We start from the raw sequence: 17325 nt of genomic DNA, 5'->3' as shown, positions 1-17325 counted from the left end.
CCGCGGTTCACATCCGGTCTACGGAGCGTCGCATCGGAGTCGGCCGACCTGGACGCGCGTAGATGCGCGATGAACGGTCCGCGCGCCGCTGACCGGCACTTATGCTCGTACCGCGCAACCGGGTTTTTGAGGGCGACCGGATTCTGGACGAGGGCTTCCGCTGAGCGGACTCGCTCGCTACTGTCCAAAAAATGTGAACGCCCCGTGGCAACGCCGCCGCGGAGCGCAGCCGGTGCCTTGGCCAGGCCGGCGGCCTCTCCGTGCGTCGCCCCCGGGACCGGTGGCGCACATCCCACGGGACAGCCGCGGCCGCTCACCACTAAGGAGAGGGCGTCGTGACAGCGGAGACCTCCCAGACGCTCGACCGAGGACTGCGTGTCCTCAAACTGCTCGCCGACACCGACCACGGTCTGACGGTCACCGAGTTGTCCAACAAACTCGGCGTCAACCGCACCGTGGTCTACCGCCTGCTCGCCACGCTGGAGCAACACGCGCTGATACGCCGTGACTTGGGTGGCCGCGCCCGGGTCGGCCTCGGCGTCCTGCGGCTGGGCCGCCAGGTGCACCCGCTCGTCCGGGAGGCGGCGCTTCCGGCGCTGCGCTCGCTGGCCGAGGACATCGGGGCCACCGCCCATCTCACCCTGGTCGACGGCTCCGACGCGCTGGCCGTCGCGGTGGTCGAGCCGACCTGGACCGACTACCACGTGGCCTACCGGGCGGGCTTCCGCCACCCGCTGGACCGGGGCGCCGCGGGCCGGGCGATCCTCGCCGCCCGCCAGAAGCCGGTGGGCGAGACCGCCTTCACCCTCACCCACGGCGAACTCGAAGCGGGTGCCTCCGGCGCGGCGGCGGCGCTTATGGGCGTGACCGGGGTGGAGGGCAGCGTCGGCGTGGTCATGCTGGCGGACTCCGTTCCGGAGCGGGTGGGGCCCCGGGTGGTGGACGCCGCCCGCGAGGTCGCGGACGCGCTTCGCTGACGGATTCGGGCCACCGGGGGCCGGCGCCCCCGGCGGCCCGGAGCGGCGGGCGGGGCGCACGTTAGATTGGGCCGGTGTCCACACAGCGCCTGGCCCTCGCCGCCCTCCCCGTCGTCGCCCTCCTCGGCGTAGCCGCCTTCGCTCCGCTGCCGTTCACGCTGGCGCAGCCCGGGACGACCGCGGACGTGCTCGGGGACGACCACGGCACCCCGGTGATCAGCATCGAGGGCACGCCCACCCGCCCCACCGAGGGCGAGCTGCGGATGACGACGATCGTGGCGACGGGCCCGAAGGCGGACGTCGGCATCAAGGACGTCGTGGACAGCTGGTTCCGTACGGACCGGGCCGTGATGCCCCGCGACTCCGTCTACCCGACCGGCGGCTCCGAGAAGGAGATCGAGAAGCACAATCTGGACGACATGGCGAAGTCCCAGGACGCCGCCGTCGACGCCGCGCTGAACTACCTGGACCGCAAGCCCGGCTCCGTCGACGTCACCCTGCATCTGGCGGACGTCGGCGGCCCCAGCGCCGGGCTGTTCTTCGCGCTCGGCATCGTCGACAAGCTGGACGGCGACGGCTCGGGCGGCGATCTCACCGGCGGCCGCACCATCGCGGGCACGGGCACGATCGCGGCGGACGGCGCGGTCGGCGCGGTCGGCGGGGTCTCGCTCAAGACGCAGGCGGCCCGGCGGGACGGGGCGACCGTCTTCCTCGTACCGAAGGCGGAGTGCTCCGAGGCGAAGTCCGAGCTGCCGAAGGGCCTGCGGCTGATCCCGGTCACCACGCTGAAGGACGCGGTGAACTCGCTGCGGGCCCTGGACCACGGCGGCAGGATCCCCGGCTGCTGACTCGGGCCGGGGCCGGGGCCGTCAGCCCTCCTTGATGAACCCCTCCTCGATCAGCCAGTCCTTCGCCACCTCGTGCGGGTCCTCGCCGTCCACGTCCACCTTGGCGTTCAGCACCTGTGCGACCTCCGTCGTCAGCCGGGCGCTGAGCGGGTTCAGGAGGCCGGCGATCTCCGGGTACTTGTCCAGTGTCGCGCTGTGCACGACGGGCGCCGCGTTGTAGTTGGGGAAGAAGTGCTTGTTGTCCTCCAGGACGTCCAGGTGCATCGCCTTGATGCGGCCGTCCGTGGTGAACACCTCGCCCAGCAGGCAGGAGTCGGACTTCGAGACCTGGGTGTAGACGATGCCCGCGTCCATCTTCTTGATGTTGCCGGCCGGCAGCGACATCCCGTACGCCTTCTCCATGCCGGGCAGCCCGTCGTCGCGCGAGGCGAACTCGTTCTCCACGCAGACCGTCACCGCCGACGGGTTCTTCTTCGCCAGGGCGGCGACGTCGGAGAGCGTCTTCAGGTGGTACTTGGCGTTGTTCTTCCGGCTGATGGCGAGCGCGTAGGTGTTGTTGAGGGTGGACGGCTTCAGCCAGGTCACCCCGTTCTTCAGGTCCGCGTCGCGCACCGCACGCCACTGCTCCATCGGGTCGGTGATCGGCTTCGCGTGCCCGAGGTAGGTGATCCAGCCGGTGCCCGTGTACTCGTACATCGCGTCCGCGTCGCCCTTGACGATCGCCTCGCGCGCGCTGATCGAGCCGGGCAGATTCGTCCGGTCCAGGACCTCCGCCCCGGCCGCCTTGAAGACGAGGCCGATCATCTGGCCCAGGATGATGTTCTCGCTGAAGTTCTTCGAGGTGACGGTCAGCGACGCGCCGTCCAGCGGCTGCCCCTGCCCGACCGACCCGGGCGCCACGTCGTCCACCATCGGGGAACCGCTCTTCAGCCCGCACCCGGCCAGCACCAGGGATAGCGCGGCCCCCGCCGCGAGAGCCCCACGCCTCCGCCGCATCCGCCGCGTACTCATCGCCCCACCTCCAGCCCGCGCGGGGTCAGCGCCACCTCGGCCAGCGAGGCCAGCCAGTCCACCAGCAGCGCCAGGACCACCGTCAGGACCGAGCCGAGGACCAGGACCGGCATGCGCTGGGTCTGGATGCCCGAGGTGATCAGGTCGCCGAGCCCGCCGCCGCCCCCGAAGGTCGCCAGGGTCGCCGTGCCCACGTTCAGGACGAGCGCGGTCCGCACCCCGGCCAGGATCAGCGGCACGGCGAGGGGGAGTTCGACCCGGGTCAGGGTGCCCATGGCCGACATCCCGATGCCGCGCGCGGCCTCCACCATGTTCGGCTCGATCGCCTTGAGACCGGCGACCGTGTTGGACAGCACCGGCAGCACCGCGTAGATCACCATGCCGGTGATCGCGGTCGACGGGCCGATGCCGAGCCAGATCACCAGCAGCGCCAGCAGACCGATCGCCGGGGTCGCCTGCCCGATGTTGGCGATCGCCGTCACCACCGGGGCCGCCTTGGTCAGGCCGCGCCGGGTCAGCGCGATGCCCAGCGGAATGGCGATGATCAGCACCCAGAAGGTGGAGATCGCGGTCAGCTTCACATGCTGCCACCAGCGCACCTCGACCGTGTCACCGGCGATCGAGTTCTCCGCGATCGAGTCCAGGTGCACGTTCTCGATCCAGATGTACGTGAGGACCAGCACGACCGCGAGGACCGCCGGGAGCACCACCAGCTTGCGCCAGGTGATCCGGCGCGCGGGCTTCTCCGGCCGCGGGGCGGGCTGCTGCTCCGCCGCCCCCTCGTCGCGGAAGGCGTGCCCCTTCACGTCGTGCTCGCCCGGCGGCCGGGTGCGGGAGGAGCCGGAGGGGGAGTCGGGGGTCATGCGCCCGCACCGCCCTCCAGCTCCTCGGCGGTCTGGTCGACGCGCAGCTCCTCCAGGTCGTGCTGGTGCTCGATGGCGGCGAGCCGGTCCGCCTCCAGGAGCTCGTGGACCGAGTTCATCAGGGTGTGCATGTCCACGACCCCGGTGAACTCGCCGCGCCGCCCGGTCACCGCGACCCGCCCGCCGCTGTCGGTGAGCACCGCCTCCAGCGCGTCGTGGAGGGTCGCGTCCCGGGTCACCGTGTCGTGGACCAGCTGGCCGGCGCGGGCCAGGGAGCCCCGGGCCCGCATCAGGTCGCCGCGCCGCAGCCACTTGTAGGGGCGGCCCCGGCGGTCCAGCATCAGCAGCTCGTTGTGCGAGCCGCTGCGCAGCTTGTTGAAGATCGACTGGAGCGGGTCGTCCACGGTCACGGTCGGGAAGTCGGCGATCTCCACCTCGCGCACCCGGGTCAGGTTGAGCCGCTTCAGGGCCGCGCCCGCGCCGACGAATCCGGAGACGAAGTCGTCGGTCGGGTTGGTGAGGATGGCCTCCGGGGTGTCGAACTGCGCGATGTGCGAGCGCTCGCGCAGCACGGCGATCCGGTCGCCGAGCTTGATCGCCTCGTCGAAGTCGTGGGTGACGAAGACGATCGTCTTGTGCAGCTCGTGCTGGAGCCGGATCAGCTCGTCCTGGAGGTGGTCGCGGGTGATCGGGTCGACCGCGCCGAACGGCTCGTCCATCAGGAGCACCGGCGGGTCGGCGGCCAGCGCCCGGGCCACGCCCACGCGCTGCTGCTGGCCGCCGGAGAGGGCGCGCGGATAGCGGCCGTGGAATTCGCGCGGGTCGAGCCCGACCAGGTCGAGCATCTCCTCCACCCGGTTCTTCACCCGGGACTTGGACCAGCCGACCATTTTCGGGACCAGGGCGATGTTCTCGGCGACCGTCATGTGCGGGAAGAGCCCGGAGGACTGGATCGCGTACCCGATCTTCCGGCGCAGCTTCACCGGGTCGATGTCGGTGACGTCCTCGTCGTCGATCCTGATCCGGCCCGAGGTGGGCTCGATCAGCCGGTTGATCATCTTCAGCGTGGTGGACTTCCCGCAGCCGGACGGGCCCACGAAGATCACGGTCTCGCCGGCCTTGATCTCCATGGAGACGTTCTCCACCGCGGGGTTCGGGTTGCCCGGGTAGCGCTTGGACAGGTTCTCCAGCTGGATGGCGGCGCCGGAGGTGGCCACCGGCTTCGGCACGGTCTCGGTCGCGGTCTCAGACACGGATCCCCCTCGGGATGGTGAGCCGGCCCAGCAGGACGTACGCGGCGTCGAAGAGCAGGGCGAGGATGACGATGCCGAGCGTGCCCGCGAGCACCTGGTTGATCGCGTTGGCGCTGCCCAGCGAGGCGATGCCCCGGAAGATCTCGTTGCCGAGACCGGGCCCGGAGGCGTACGCGGCGATGGCGGCGATCCCCATCAGCATCTGCGTGGAGACCCGGATGCCGGTCAGGATCGGCGGCCAGGCCAGCGGCAGCTCCACCTTGAACAGCCGCGCGGTCCGCGACATCCCGATGCCCTTCGCCGCGTCCACCAGCGCCGGGTCGACGCCGCGCAGGCCCACGATCGCGTTGCGGACGACGGGGAGCAGCCCGTACAGCGTCAGTGTGATCACCGTCGGGGCGACGCCGAGGCCGACCAGCGGGATGAGCAGACCGATGGCGGCGAGCGACGGGATGGTGAGCACCGTCGCCGTCGAGGTGATCGCCACCGAGGAGCCCCAGCCGCTGCGGTAGCTGACGACCCCGATCAGGACGCCGAGCACGGTCGCGATGACCATGCACTGGAAGACCGCGCTGACGTGCTGGAAGGCGTCGGTGAGCAACTGCTGATGACGGTTGGCCACGTACTCCCAGAAGCTCACCCGGCCTCCTCGGCTCAGTCGGTGTCCCGCGCCGCCTGTTCCACGAGCGGGATGACGCGCAGCGGCACGGGGTTCTCCATGACGATGGCCGTGGAGGCCCGGACGATGCCATCAAATCCGACGACCCGGTCGATCACCCGCTGGAGATCCGCGTTGGACCGGGCCACGAGCCGGCACAGCATGTCCCCGTGCCCGGTCGTGGTGTGCAGCTCCAGGACCTCCGGTACGCCGCTCAAGTGCGCCCGGACGTCGGCGCCTTGGCCCTGTTTGATCTCCAGCGTCGCGAACGCGGTGACCGGATAGCCGAGGGCCGCCGGATCGACGTCCGGGCCGAATCCGCGGATGGCGCCATTCGACTGAAGGCGGTCCAGCCGGGCCTGCACCGTCCCGCGCGCCACGCCCAGCCTGCGCGACGCCTCCAGGACGCCGATCCTGGGTTCACGCGCGAGCAGCACGATGAGCCGTCCGTCGAGTCGGTCGATCGCCATGCGGGCCTCCGGAGCGGTGTGATGGGCACCATGTACAGATAGTCCGGCCATCATGGCCAACCGCTGTACAGGTTGACCAGTGATTACGCGAACTGTTGCGCACCTTGCGGAGTGGCGGGAACCTCGGGGCATGACAGAGACGATGCACAGCACCCCCGAGACGTCCCGGCAGGCCGACCCCTTCCCCGTCAAGGGAATGGACGCCGTCGTCTTCGCCGTGGGCAACGCCAAGCAGGCCGCGCACTACTACTCGACCGCCTTCGGCATGAAGCTGGTGGCCTACTCCGGCCCCGAGACCGGCAGCCGCGAGACCGCGAGCTACGTGCTGACCAGCGGCTCCGCCCGCTTCGTCCTCACCTCCGTCGTGAAGGCGTCCTCCGACTGGGGCCACTTCCTGGAGGACCACGTCACCGCGCACGGCGACGGCGTGATCGACCTCGCCATCGAGGTCCCGGACGCCCGCGCGGCGTACGCGTACGCCGTCGAGCACGGCGCCACCGGCATCGAGGAGCCGTACGAGACGAAGGACGAGCACGGCACCGTCGTGCGCGCCGCCATCGCCACGTACGGCAAGACCCGCCACACCCTGGTCGAGCGCTCCGGCTACGACGGCCCGTACCTGCCGGGTTACGTGGCCGCCGACCCGATCGTCGAGCCGCCGGCCAAGCGCTTCTTCCAGGCCATCGACCACTGCGTCGGCAATGTCGAGCTCGGCCGGATGAACGAGTGGGTCGCGTTCTACAACAAGGTCATGGGCTTCACGAACATGAAGGAGTTCGTGGGCGACGACATCGCGACCGAGTACAGCGCGCTGATGTCGAAGGTCGTCGCGGACGGCACGCTCAAGGTCAAGTTCCCGATCAACGAGCCGGCCGTCGCGAAGAAGAAGTCGCAGATCGACGAGTACCTGGAGTTCTACGGCGCCGCCGGCGTCCAGCACATGGCGCTCGCCACGAACGACATCGTCGCCTCGGTCAAGGCGATGCGCGCCGCCGGTGTGCAGTTCCTGGACACCCCGGACTCGTACTACGACACGCTCGGCGAGTGGGCCGGCGAGACCCGGGTGCCGGTCGAGATCCTGCGCGAGCTGAAGATCCTGGTGGACCGCGACGAGGACGGCTACCTGCTCCAGATCTTCACCAAGCCGGTCCAGGACCGCCCGACCGTCTTCTTCGAGATGATCGAGCGCCACGGCTCCATGGGCTTCGGCAAGGGCAACTTCAAGGCCCTGTTCGAGGCGATCGAGCGCGAGCAGGAGAAGCGCGGCAACCTGTGACCGGCAGGGCATGAGTAAGGGGCGGGCCTCCAGGGGGCCCGCCCCTTACATCTGTATGCCGGTGTGTACGTCAGTGAGCGGCCGCCGCCGGTGCCGGCGCCGGCTGCACGGGGGGCTGCGCGACGCCCGCCGCGGGCGCCGGGCCCGGCGCCGGACCGTCGGGCGCGGGCTGCTGTTGCTGCGGGGCGGGGGCCTGGGGCGCGGGTGCCTGGGGCGCCGGGACCTGCGGTGCGGGTGCCTGGGGCGCGGGTGCCGGCGGCTCCGGGGCCGGGGCCGGCCGCATGTCCGCCGGGCCGCCCGCCGGCGGCTCGCCCAGGGCGTCCAGCGCCTCCTGAGCCAGCGGCGCGTCCAGCGGCGAGAACTTCGGGTTGGTCCGCAGCGCCCCTTCCAGCCGGCGGCGCGCCGAGCCGTAGTCGCCCAGCGCGCGCTGCACCATGCCCAGGTGATAGGCGTACGAGGCGTTCTGCCCGCCCGCGTCCACCGCCCGCCTCGCGTACTCCAGCGCCCCGTCCGAGTCGCCCGACCGGTGCAGCGCCCAGCCCAGCGCGTCCGCCACCGCCGCGCTGCGGTGACCCCGCTGCCACTCGGCCCGCAGCAGCTCCACCGCCGCGGCCGCGTCGCCGTGCGCGGCCTCGAAGCGGCCCAGCGGCAGCGACTCGTCCACGCCACGCGCCGTGCCCCGGTCCAGGGCCGCCCGCAGCTTCTCGTACTGGCCCACCGAATCGCCGTCGAGCCCCTGCGACTCGTACAGCTCGCCCAGCTCCAGCAGATAGCCCGGGCGCGGCGACTTCGCCAGGGCGGCCTGGTAGTCCCGCACGGCCTCGTCGGTGCGCCCGAGGGCCGCCAGCGCGCGGGCCCGCCCGGCGAGCGACGGATGGTGGCCCTTCTCGACGCGCAGCGCCGCCCCGTACTGCGCCACCGCCTCCTTCGGCTCGCCCCGCTCCCAGGCCAGATCGCCCAGCCTGGACAGGCAGGCGGCCTTCTCGGCCGGGGTCTTCGCCCGGTTCGCCGCGTCCTGGGCGGTGGCCAGCGCGTCCTCGCGCCAGCCCCGGTCGCGGTACATCTCGGCGGCCCGGCCCAGCGCCGGGACCCCGGCCCGCAGCTCGGTGAACCGCTCGACCGCCGTGATCGCGGACTTCTGGTCGCCGAGGCCGTTGTAGGCGTCGATCAGCTGGGGGTAGACCGTCCACTCCTTCGGTGAGCGCTTCCGGACCGTCTCGCCCCACTTCTTGGCGGTCACGAAGTCGCGGCGGGCGTTGGCCAGCGATGCGAGGCCCACCCAGGCGGCCGTGTTGCCGCTCTCGCCGGGGCGCACGTCCAGCGACCGCTTCAGCGCCTGCTCGGCCCGGGTGTAGTACGCCGGATCGGCGGCCCGCCGCCCCACCTCCACGTAGGCCGACCCCAGCACCGCCCAGGAGTCCGCGTCCGAGGGGTGCGTGCCCACCCACTTCTGCCGGTCCCCGATGAGCGCCGTCAGGTCGGTCAGCGCGGCGGGGGAGCCGGCCGCCGTCGCGGACATCGCGCGCGAGACCGGACCGGCCACGGGCGGCGCCTCGTTGTCGTCGTCGGGCACCGCGACCACCGCGCCGGTCACCAGGACCGCGCCCGCCACCATGCCGAAGGCGGCCCGGCGCAGCGTCGTGCGCATCGTGGGGGGAGGTGGTTCGGCCAGGGACGCGGAGTCCGGCGGGGACGCGTCCGGGGCGGGCCGGTCGGTGTCGAAGGAGTACTCGGGCCCGGGGGCCCCCGGGGGCTGCTGAGGCGTGAGATCCATGCCGCTCACTGTGCGTCAGTATGAAGATCACACCGAGCCTTGGGATCGGCACCGCCGACGGGTTCACACCAATGGGCCCGGGTGCCACGCTTGGATCATGGACGATCTTCTCGAACGGCTGCGGGCGGGTCTTCCCGCCGGGGCCGTGCTCACCGACCCGGACGTCACCGCCTCCTACGCCCACGACATGGCGGGATTCTGCGAGGCCGGCACCCCCGCCGTCGTCGTGCTCCCGCGCACCGCGGAACAGGTTCAGCACATCATGCGCACCGCCACCGCGCTGCGCGTCCCGGTCGTCCCGCAGGGGGCCCGCACTGGCCTGTCGGGCGCCGCCAACGCCACGGACGGCTGCATCGTGCTCTCCCTGGTGAAGATGGACCGCATCCTGGAGATCAGCCCCGTCGACCGGGTCGCCGTCGTGGAGCCCGGGGTGATCAACGCGGTGCTGTCCCGCGCGGTGGACGAGCTCGGCCTGTACTACCCGCCGGACCCCTCCAGCTGGGAGACGTGCACCATCGGCGGCAACATCGGCACCGCGTCCGGCGGTCTGTGCTGCGTGAAGTACGGGGTCACCGCCGAATACGTCCTCGGCCTCGACGTCGTCCTCGCGGACGGGCGCCTGCTCAGCACCGGCCGCCGCACCGCCAAGGGCGTCGCCGGATACGACCTCACCCGCCTCTTCGTCGGTTCCGAGGGCAGCCTCGGGATCGTCGTAAAGGCTGTCCTCGCGCTGAAGCCCCGGCCGCCCCGGCAGCTCGTCCTGGCCGCCGAGTTCGCCGACGCGGCGGGCGCCTGCGACGCGGTCTGCCGGATCATGGAGAGCGGACACACCCCGTCACTCCTCGAACTGATGGACCGTACGACCGTCCAGGCCGTCAACCGCATGGCGAACATGGGCCTGCCCGAGACCACGGAGGCCCTGCTGCTCGCCGCCTTCGACACCCCGGACCCGGCCGCGGACCTCGCCGCCGTCGCCGCCCTGTGCACCGCCGCCGGTGCCACGGAGGTCGTCCCGGCCGAGGACGCGGCCGAGTCCGAGATGCTGCTCCAGGCCCGGCGGATGTCGCTGACCGCGCTGGAGACCGTCAAGCCGGCGACGATGATCGACGACGTGTGCGTACCGCGTTCGAAGCTCGGCGCGATGCTCGCGGGCACGGCGGAGATCGCCGGGAAGTACGGCCTCACCATCGGCGTCTGCGCCCACGCGGGCGACGGCAACACCCACCCCGTCGTCTGCTTCGACCCCGCCGACGCCGACGAGTCCCGGCGGGCCCGCGAGTCCTTCGACGCGATCATGGCGCTCGGGCTCGCGCTCGGCGGCACGATCACCGGCGAGCACGGGGTGGGCGTGCTGAAGAAGGAGTGGCTGGCCCGCGAACTCGGCGAGACCGGCGTGGAGCTGCACCGGGGCATCAAGCAGGCGTTCGACCCGCTCGGGCTGCTCAACCCCGGCAAGGTGTTCTGACCGGCCCCGGTCCCGGCCCGCGCTCCTCAATTCTCCCCGTCCTGCGACTCGTCCGACGGCCACGGGTCGCTCATCCAGAGGTCGTCGGCCGGCAGCGGCGCGAGGAGTTCGGCCAGCCCCTCGTCGATGCCGAGCCGTTCGGTCTCCGTACCCGGCGGCACCACGCGCAGCGTCCGTTCCACCCAGACCGCGACGGCCGCGGACGGCACTTCGAGCAGCGCGTTGCCGTCCGGGGACGTCAGCGCCACGCAGATGACGTGGTTCCCGTCCACCTTGGTGGGCCAGATCCGCACGTCCCCCTGCCCGCACGGCCGGAACACCCCCTCCACCAGCAGGTCCCGGGCGAACGTCCAGTACACCGGCGCGTCCGAGGTGATGTGGAAGGTGATGTGCACCGCGTACGGGTCCTCCGTGCGGTACGTCAGCCTGGCCGGTACGGGGATGCTCCGCTCGGGCGACAGGACCAGCTTGAGCTCCAGCTCGCGTTCTACGACGGTGTGCATGACGGCGTCCTTCCGTTGTCCGGGACCGGTCCCACGACCGGCCCGCACAGGTGAGAGCGCCCTCCACGCGATCCATTACGCGACTTCGCGAAAAAAGTTCGCGTGACCGGAAAGTGGGCCAAACGTCCGGACCGGCACGGGGGCGTGTGCCGGTCTGGTAGATGTGGACCCTTGTATTGAGCCCGCGAAGAGATACGGGACACGGTGATGAGCGCACCAACCCCGGCACCCGGTGACGAGAGCCCCCGCGAGGGGTACTACCCCGACCCGTCCATCCCCGGTTACGTCCGCTACTGGAACGGCGGCTCCTGGGTGCCCGGCTCCAGCCGCCCGGCCCCCAAGGAGGAGGAACCGGCGGCGGTCGAGGAGACCGGGCCGGTGTTCCTGGACGAGGACGATTACGAGGACGGCCGCCCCGAACCCGCCACCGCCTGGCAGGCCGACGCCTCCCACCAGTCCGGCTTCGCCGGCGACCGTGTCTCCTGGGGCGGCGCGGGGGCCCCGGAGGCCCCCCCACCCCCGGCCCCCGAGGACGCGACGCCCCCCGCGCAGAGGGTTCCGTCCTCAAGCGCCGGACGGGCTGGGTTTCAACGGGCTGAGGCCGACGAGCTCGTCCAGCCATCTCAAGCCCGTAGAGGGGGTACCTCCCATGCCGTTCAGGCTATGGGGGAGATTGAGGACGGAACCGGTGAGCCGGAACCCGCTGAAGGCACGTTGACCCTCCGCACGCGGCCGGCAACGGTCACCCCGTGGAAGCCCCCCGCCCCCGAGCCCTTCCAAGGGCTCATCGCGCGGACCGAGGGCCGCCCCGCCCCGCTCGGCAAGCGGTTCGCCGCCCGGCTCATCGACACCGCCGTGCTGGGCGCGCTCACCGCCGCGGCCGCCGTGCCGCTGGCCGGCCGCGCCGTGGACCACATCGACGGGAAGATCGACGCGGCGAGGGAGACCGGCGAGACGGTCACCGTCTGGCTGCTGGACTCCACCACGGCCGCGCTGGGCGGTGCGCTGCTCGGCGTGTTCCTCGTCCTGGGCGTCCTGCTCGACGCGCTGCCGACCGCCAAGTGGGGCCGTACGCTCGGCAAGAAGCTGTGCGGCGTCGACGTACGGGACATCGAGTCCCACGAGACCCCCGGCTTCTCCGCCGCGCTGCGCCGGTGGCTGGTGTACGGCGTGCTGGGCATCCTGGTCGTCGGGGTCGCCGACGTGCTGTGGTGCCTGGTGGACCGGCCGTGGCGCCAGTGCTGGCACGACAAGGCGGCCCGGACCTTCGTCGCGGGCTGAGAGCGTCCGCCGGACGGCGTCCCCCGAACGCACCTGAGCCGTTGCGGGGCCCCGGGCCCCGCGATGCACTGCCCCCATGAGCAACGATCAGCCGCCGCCCGGTCAGCCGCCCGAGGACGACCCGTTCAGGAAGCAGCCGCCCGGGGACCAGCCGCCGCCGTCGTCCGGCTCGCCCTACGGCAGCGCACCGCCGCCGCCACCGCCGTACGACCCGGGGCCCTACGGGGGAGGCGGTCCGTACGGCGGTGCGGACCCGCTGGCGGGGATGCCGCCGCTCGCCGAGCCCGGCAAGCGCATTCTGGCCCGGCTGATCGACTTCCTGATCATCTCGATCCCGCTGTATCTGATCTCGCTGCCCTGGGGCGGCGCGGTCGAGGTGGCGGACAACAACGGCAACGACGACGTCAGCGACGTCTTCGCCCAGACCTACAGCGGGCACCAGCTGGTCTGGTCGCTGATCGGGCTCGTCTGCTACGTCGCGTACGACACGTACTTCACGCACAAGGACGGCCGCACGCTCGGCAAGCGGCTGCTGAAGCTGCGGGTCGCGATGCTCAACGACGGCAGGGTGCCGGACACCGGCGCGGCGTTCCTGCGGGCCGTGGTGCTGTGGCTGCCGGCGCTGCTGTGCTGCCCGTGTCTGTGGTGGCTGATCAACATCGTGCTGATGTTCACGGACAAGCCCTACCGGCAGGGGCTCCAGGACAAGGCGGCCAAGACGGTGGTGGTCACCGTCAACTGAGCCTCGACCCGGACTCGGCCGGGGCTCGGTGCAGGCTCTGCGGCGCGGACACCGGGGCGGCCGTCCCCGCCGTCTTCACCGTCCCCGCCGTCCCCGCCGTGTACCGGCGGGGCTTCGCGGGTACGGTGACGGACACCGCGAGTCCGAGGGCGAGCGCGACCGTGCCGACTGCGGCGATACCGATGCCCGAACTGGTGCGGAACAGCAGCAACATGGCCAGGGTCGCGAAGACGACGGTGACCGAACCGTAGGAGAGCTGTGCGGCAGTAGGACGCGGCATGGCGTTTTCCGTCCTCGGGACGTCGGGTGGGCGGTCTCTCAACACGGTCGCGCTGTCAAGCGACTCTATGACGGTGGATGCCCTGGAGGAACGGGTGGTAAGCGTAACCTAACCCACAGTACCGGTGCATGGGGGGCGCACGGAGTCATCCCCCGCGCCCCCGCAGTGGGTTGACGCACCGGTGGGTCACGAATTGCACGTCCGCATACCGGAACGGGGCTCCTGCATAGTGCACTTGCTCTGTTCAAGTCAAGGTCTGTCTTTTCTTCCGTAACTCCGGTCGAATGGCGTCACTTGTGACGCGTTTCCGCGCGCGGCCTCTCCACACTCCCGGGCCGTTGCCGCGGGCGCCGGGGAGGACTGCATCACGTGATCATTAAGAGACGGGCGCTTCGGACCGGAGCGGTTGTCGTGGCCATGGCCGCGACCGCCGCGACCGCATCCGCCTTCGCCACCGCTCAGGCAGATGACCAGGCGTCAAGCACCGCTGCCTCCATCGACCGCCGGGACCCGGGGTCGGCCCAGGGCAACGAGCACGACTTGGAAGGCCCGTTCAGCAAGCAGCAGGCCGCACAGCGCCAGGCTGCCCTGGAAAAGGTCATATCCGGCGACAAGAAGGTTTCGTCGCGCGGTGGCTCCAAGGTCGTCAAGCTCGACAGCAACAAGTACGTCGAGCTCGGCCGTGAGAAGACCGACAAGATCTTCACCGTCCTGGTGGAGTTCGGCGACCAGGTCGACGACACGACCATGTACGACCCGGACGGCGAGGGCCCCAAGCCCCCCGTGAAGAAGTACGGCGGCACGCCGGGCCCGCTGCACAACACGATAGCCAAGCCGGACCCGAAGAAGGACAACAGCACCGCCTGGCAGGCCGACTACAACCAGGCCCACTTCCAGGAGCTGTACTTCGGCACGGGCGCCGGCAAGCACTCCCTGAAGACGTACTACGAGAAGACCTCGTCCGGCCGTTACTCGGTCGACGGTGAGGTCTCCGACTGGGTCAAGGTCCCCTACAACGAGGCGCGCTACGGCTCGAACTACTGCGGTTCGACCAACTGCGCCAACGCCTGGGACATGATCAAGGACGGCGTCAACGCCTGGGCCGCGGACCAGAAGGCCCAGGGCCGTACGCCGGAGCAGATCAAGACGGACCTGGCGCAGTACGACCAGTGGGACCGTTACGACTACGACAACGACGGCGACTTCAACGAGCCCGACGGCTACATCGATCACTTCCAGATCGTGCACGCGGGCGAGGACGAGTCGGCCGGCGGCGGCACCGAGGGCACCAACGCCATCTGGGCGCACCGCTGGTACGCGTACGGCACCAACGCCGGCGCCACCGGCCCGGCCGACAACAAGGCCGGCGGCACCGAGATCGGTGACACCGGCATCTGGGTCGGCGACTACACCGCGCAGCCCGAGAACGGCGGCCTGGGCGTCTTCGCCCACGAGTACGGCCACGACCTCGGTCTCCCGGACCTCTACGACACGACCAACACCGCCGAGAACTCGGTCGGCTTCTGGTCGCTGATGTCGGCGGGCTCCTGGCTCGGCACTGGCAAGAACAGCATCGGGGACATGCCCGGTGACATGACCGCCTGGGACAAGCTCCAGCTGGGCTGGCTGAACTACGCCGAGGCCAAGGCCGCGACGAAGTCCACCCACAAGCTGGGCGTGTCCGAGTACAACACCAAGGACAAGCAGGCGCTCGTCGTCACGCTGCCCGAGAAGCCCGTCACCACCGCCGTCACGACGCCCGCCGAGGGCGACAAGCAGTGGTGGAGCGACATGGGCGACAACCTCAGCAACACGCTGTCGCGCCCCGTCGACCTCACCGGCAAGTCCAAGGCGTCCCTGGACCTCCAGGGCTGGTGGGACATCGAGAAGGACTACGACTACCTCTACACCGAGGTGTCCACCAACGGCGGCACCAGCTGGACCGCGATCGACGGCACCGCCGACGGCAAGGCGATCCCGCGCGACGCCAGCGACAAGCCGGCCCTGACCGACGTCTCCGGCAAGTACCAGAAGCTGTCGTACCCGCTGGACGCCTACGCGGGCCAGAAGATCGACATCCGCTTCCGTTACGCCACCGACGGCGGCGCGGGCGGCGTGGGCTTCGCGGCCGACACCATCTCGGTGACCGCCGACGGCACCGCGCTCTTCACGGACAACGCCGAGGGCGACGACAACGGCTGGACCGTCAAGGGCTTCTCGCGGGTCGGCAAGTCGTTCACCAAGGACTACCCGCAGTACTACATCGCGGAGAACCGTCAGTACGTCAGCTACGACAAGACCCTCCAGGTCGGCCCGTACAACTTCGGCTTCTCCAAGACCCGTCCGGACTGGGTCGAGCACTTCCCGTACCAGAACGGCCTGCTGGTCTGGCTGTGGGACACCTCGCAGAAGGACAACAACGTCTCGCAGCACCCGGGCCAGGGCCTGATCCTGCCGGTGGACGCGCACGCCAAGCCGCTGAAGTGGGCGAACGGCACGATCATCCGCAACAAGATCCAGCCCTTCGACGCCCCGTTCAGCTGGTACCCGACGGACGGCTTCACGCTGCACCTGGCCGACCAGGCCGTGAAGATCAAGCCGCAGCTCGGCGTCCCGTCCTTCGACGACCACAAGGGCACCTACTGGTACAAGGAGAACCCGACCGGAAGCGTCAAGGTTCCTGACACCAACACCAAGATCACGATCGTCAGCGAGCCGCTCAGCGGCGACACGATGACCGTCCAGGTCGGTGCCTCGAAGAAGTAGAACCGCATCACCGCAGGTCACAGCATGATCGGCCGTCGCCCTCTAGCGGGCGGCGGCCGATCGTGTTTAGGTGCCTCTGTTCACTTTCTTATTGACACGATGTCTCACGGGGGAGCTCGTACGCATGGCAGGCGGAGGATTCAGCAAGTTGCCGAACGGCAGTGTGGTCGTCGCGATCACCCTGCCGGCCCCGGCGGAAGGCCCCGGTCCGGGCGCCCCCGTCCGGGTCCTGGTACACGCGGCGAACCGGCCCCGCGCCCTGACCCGGCTGCGGAATCTGGGCCTGCGCGCCGTCTATCTGCGGGGCAACGCCGAACCGCCCACCCCGGACGAGATCACCGCCGTCCTGCACCACCCGGACGGCGTCCTGTGGCGCGCCAGACCCGGCTGCGCACAGGAGCTCTGGCACCCCATCCGCGCCCTGCTGAGGCCCGCCGCGCCCGCCGTCCCGGCCGGCAGGGGCTGACCCCGGCCCCACGCTCTCAGGCGACCGGCTTGCCGGTCAGCGTCACGCCCGCGCCGCGCAGCTCGGCCAGCGCCCGTTCCGTCGTCGCCTCGGCGACGCCCGCGGTCAGGTCCAGCAGCACCTGCGTGGCGAAGCCCTCGCGGACGGCGTCCAGCGCGGTCGCGCGCACGCAGTGGTCGGTCGCGATGCCGACCACGTCGACCTCGCGGACGTCCCGCTCCCGCAGCCACGCGGCGAGCCCGGTGCCGTTCTCGTCCAGCCCCTCGAAGCCGCTGTACGCCGCCGCGTGGGCGCCCTTGTCGAACACCGTGTCGATGGCCCCGGAGGCGACCGCGGGGGCGAAATTGGGGTGGAAGCCCACGCCCTCGGTCCCGGCCACGCAGTGCGGCGGCCAGGAGTGCTCGAAGTCCGGCGCCGGCGAGAAGTGGTCCCCGGGATCGATGTGGTGGTCCCGGGTGGCCACCACGTACCGGTAGGCGGGCCGGCTCTCGCCGATCAGGTCGGTGATGGCGGCGGCGACATCGGCACCCCCCGCCACGGCGAGGCTCCCGCCCTCACAGAAGTCGTTCTGAACGTCCACGACGATCAAGGCGCGGTGCATGATGACTGTCCTTCGGGGAGTGGGGGAGTGGGGGAGCGGTACGGGGACGGCTTCGAGCCTAGGGTTTCCGCGGGGGCAATCAAGCCCGTCA

The 17325-nt window shown here is 70.9% G+C and carries 17 protein-coding genes; 8 read left to right on the top strand and 9 right to left on the bottom strand.

Annotated elements, in window-relative coordinates:
* Positions 1–335 precede the first annotated feature (335 nt).
* Together OG338_RS09910 and OG338_RS09905 are read left to right on the top strand one after the other, a co-directional pair.
* Positions 336–977, top strand: a complete 642-nt coding sequence (locus OG338_RS09910; protein ID WP_018100771.1) for an IclR family transcriptional regulator — start codon at positions 336–338, stop codon at positions 975–977.
* A gap of 74 nt (positions 978–1051) precedes the next feature.
* Entirely contained in the window at positions 1052–1825 is a 774-nt protein-coding gene (locus OG338_RS09905) for a S16 family serine protease (RefSeq protein WP_405936965.1), read from the top strand.
* 21 nt (positions 1826–1846) lie between these two features.
* On the opposite strand, the gene OG338_RS09900 is transcribed toward OG338_RS09905, so the two are convergent.
* Genes OG338_RS09900 through OG338_RS09880 form a run of 5 tightly spaced genes read right to left on the bottom strand, consistent with a single transcriptional unit; the run spans position 1847 to position 6080 of the window.
* Positions 1847–2821: a glycine betaine ABC transporter substrate-binding protein gene (locus tag OG338_RS09900; protein WP_405940374.1), complete on the bottom strand. Its 975-nt coding sequence runs from the start codon at positions 2819–2821 to the stop codon at positions 1847–1849.
* Positions 2822–2832: 11 nt separating this feature from the next.
* A complete protein-coding gene (locus OG338_RS09895) occupies positions 2833–3699 on the bottom strand; it encodes an ABC transporter permease (protein ID WP_405936964.1) in 867 nt (288 codons plus the stop codon).
* The gene (locus OG338_RS09890; RefSeq protein ID WP_405936963.1) at positions 3696–4952 is read right to left on the bottom strand and encodes a betaine/proline/choline family ABC transporter ATP-binding protein; all 1257 of its coding nucleotides are present in this window, start codon (positions 4950–4952) and stop codon (positions 3696–3698) included. The genes OG338_RS09895 and OG338_RS09890 overlap by 4 nt, the downstream gene beginning before the upstream one ends.
* Positions 4945–5592, bottom strand: coding sequence for an ABC transporter permease (locus OG338_RS09885; protein WP_018100766.1), 648 nt, complete (start codon positions 5590–5592; stop codon positions 4945–4947). Before OG338_RS09885 ends, OG338_RS09890 begins: the two co-directional genes overlap by 8 nt.
* A 14-nt stretch (positions 5593–5606) precedes the next feature.
* A complete protein-coding gene (locus tag OG338_RS09880; RefSeq protein WP_018100765.1) occupies positions 5607–6080 on the bottom strand; it encodes an Lrp/AsnC family transcriptional regulator in 474 nt (157 codons plus the stop codon).
* Positions 6081–6210: 130 nt separating this feature from the next.
* On the opposite strand from OG338_RS09880, the gene hppD reads away from it, so the two are divergent.
* Entirely contained in the window at positions 6211–7356 is a 1146-nt protein-coding gene (gene hppD / locus OG338_RS09875; protein ID WP_405936962.1) for a 4-hydroxyphenylpyruvate dioxygenase, read from the top strand.
* Between the two features lie 70 nt (positions 7357–7426).
* Here hppD and OG338_RS09870 read toward each other — a convergent pair whose 3' ends face one another.
* The gene (locus OG338_RS09870; protein WP_405936961.1) at positions 7427–9130 is read right to left on the bottom strand and encodes a tetratricopeptide repeat protein; all 1704 of its coding nucleotides are present in this window, start codon (positions 9128–9130) and stop codon (positions 7427–7429) included.
* Between the two features lie 97 nt (positions 9131–9227).
* Between OG338_RS09870 and OG338_RS09865 the strand changes: the two genes are divergently transcribed.
* Positions 9228–10595 carry an FAD-binding oxidoreductase gene (locus OG338_RS09865; protein ID WP_405936960.1) on the top strand — a complete coding sequence of 456 codons (1368 nt, stop codon included), beginning with the start codon at positions 9228–9230 and terminating at the stop codon, positions 10593–10595.
* A 26-nt stretch (positions 10596–10621) separates the two neighbouring features.
* Here OG338_RS09865 and OG338_RS09860 read toward each other — a convergent pair whose 3' ends face one another.
* Positions 10622–11098 (bottom strand): SsgA family sporulation/cell division regulator, encoded by a 477-nt coding sequence (locus tag OG338_RS09860; protein ID WP_328900389.1) that lies wholly within the window; start codon positions 11096–11098, stop codon positions 10622–10624.
* Between the two features lie 207 nt (positions 11099–11305).
* Here OG338_RS09860 and OG338_RS09855 point away from each other — a divergent pair, with 207 nt between their 5' ends.
* Together OG338_RS09855 and OG338_RS09850 are read left to right on the top strand one after the other, a co-directional pair.
* A complete protein-coding gene (locus tag OG338_RS09855; protein WP_405936959.1) occupies positions 11306–12379 on the top strand; it encodes an RDD family protein in 1074 nt (357 codons plus the stop codon).
* 76 nt (positions 12380–12455) lie between these two features.
* Entirely contained in the window at positions 12456–13121 is a 666-nt protein-coding gene (locus OG338_RS09850) for an RDD family protein (protein ID WP_405936958.1), read from the top strand.
* Here the strand turns inward: OG338_RS09850 and OG338_RS09845 are convergent.
* Positions 13114–13401, bottom strand: a complete 288-nt coding sequence (locus OG338_RS09845) for a hypothetical protein (RefSeq protein WP_405936957.1) — start codon at positions 13399–13401, stop codon at positions 13114–13116. The two genes, OG338_RS09850 and OG338_RS09845, sit on opposite strands and share 8 nt — an antisense overlap.
* Before the next feature lie 369 nt (positions 13402–13770).
* Between OG338_RS09845 and OG338_RS09840 the strand changes: the two genes are divergently transcribed.
* A complete protein-coding gene (locus tag OG338_RS09840; protein WP_405936956.1) occupies positions 13771–16167 on the top strand; it encodes an immune inhibitor A domain-containing protein in 2397 nt (798 codons plus the stop codon).
* Between the two features lie 124 nt (positions 16168–16291).
* Entirely contained in the window at positions 16292–16633 is a 342-nt protein-coding gene (locus OG338_RS09835) for a hypothetical protein (RefSeq protein ID WP_405936955.1), read from the top strand.
* Between the two features lie 16 nt (positions 16634–16649).
* Here the strand turns inward: OG338_RS09835 and OG338_RS09830 are convergent, their stop codons facing one another.
* Positions 16650–17234 (bottom strand): isochorismatase family protein, encoded by a 585-nt coding sequence (locus OG338_RS09830; RefSeq protein WP_405936954.1) that lies wholly within the window; start codon positions 17232–17234, stop codon positions 16650–16652.
* Between the last annotated feature and the right edge of the window lie 91 nt (positions 17235–17325).

The organism is Streptomyces sp. NBC_00726 (assembly GCF_045161735.1).
Taxonomy (GTDB): Bacteria; Actinomycetota; Actinomycetes; order Streptomycetales; family Streptomycetaceae; genus Streptomyces.
Note: the sequence above shows the minus strand (reverse complement) of the source record. Positions and strands in the feature narration are given on the sequence as shown.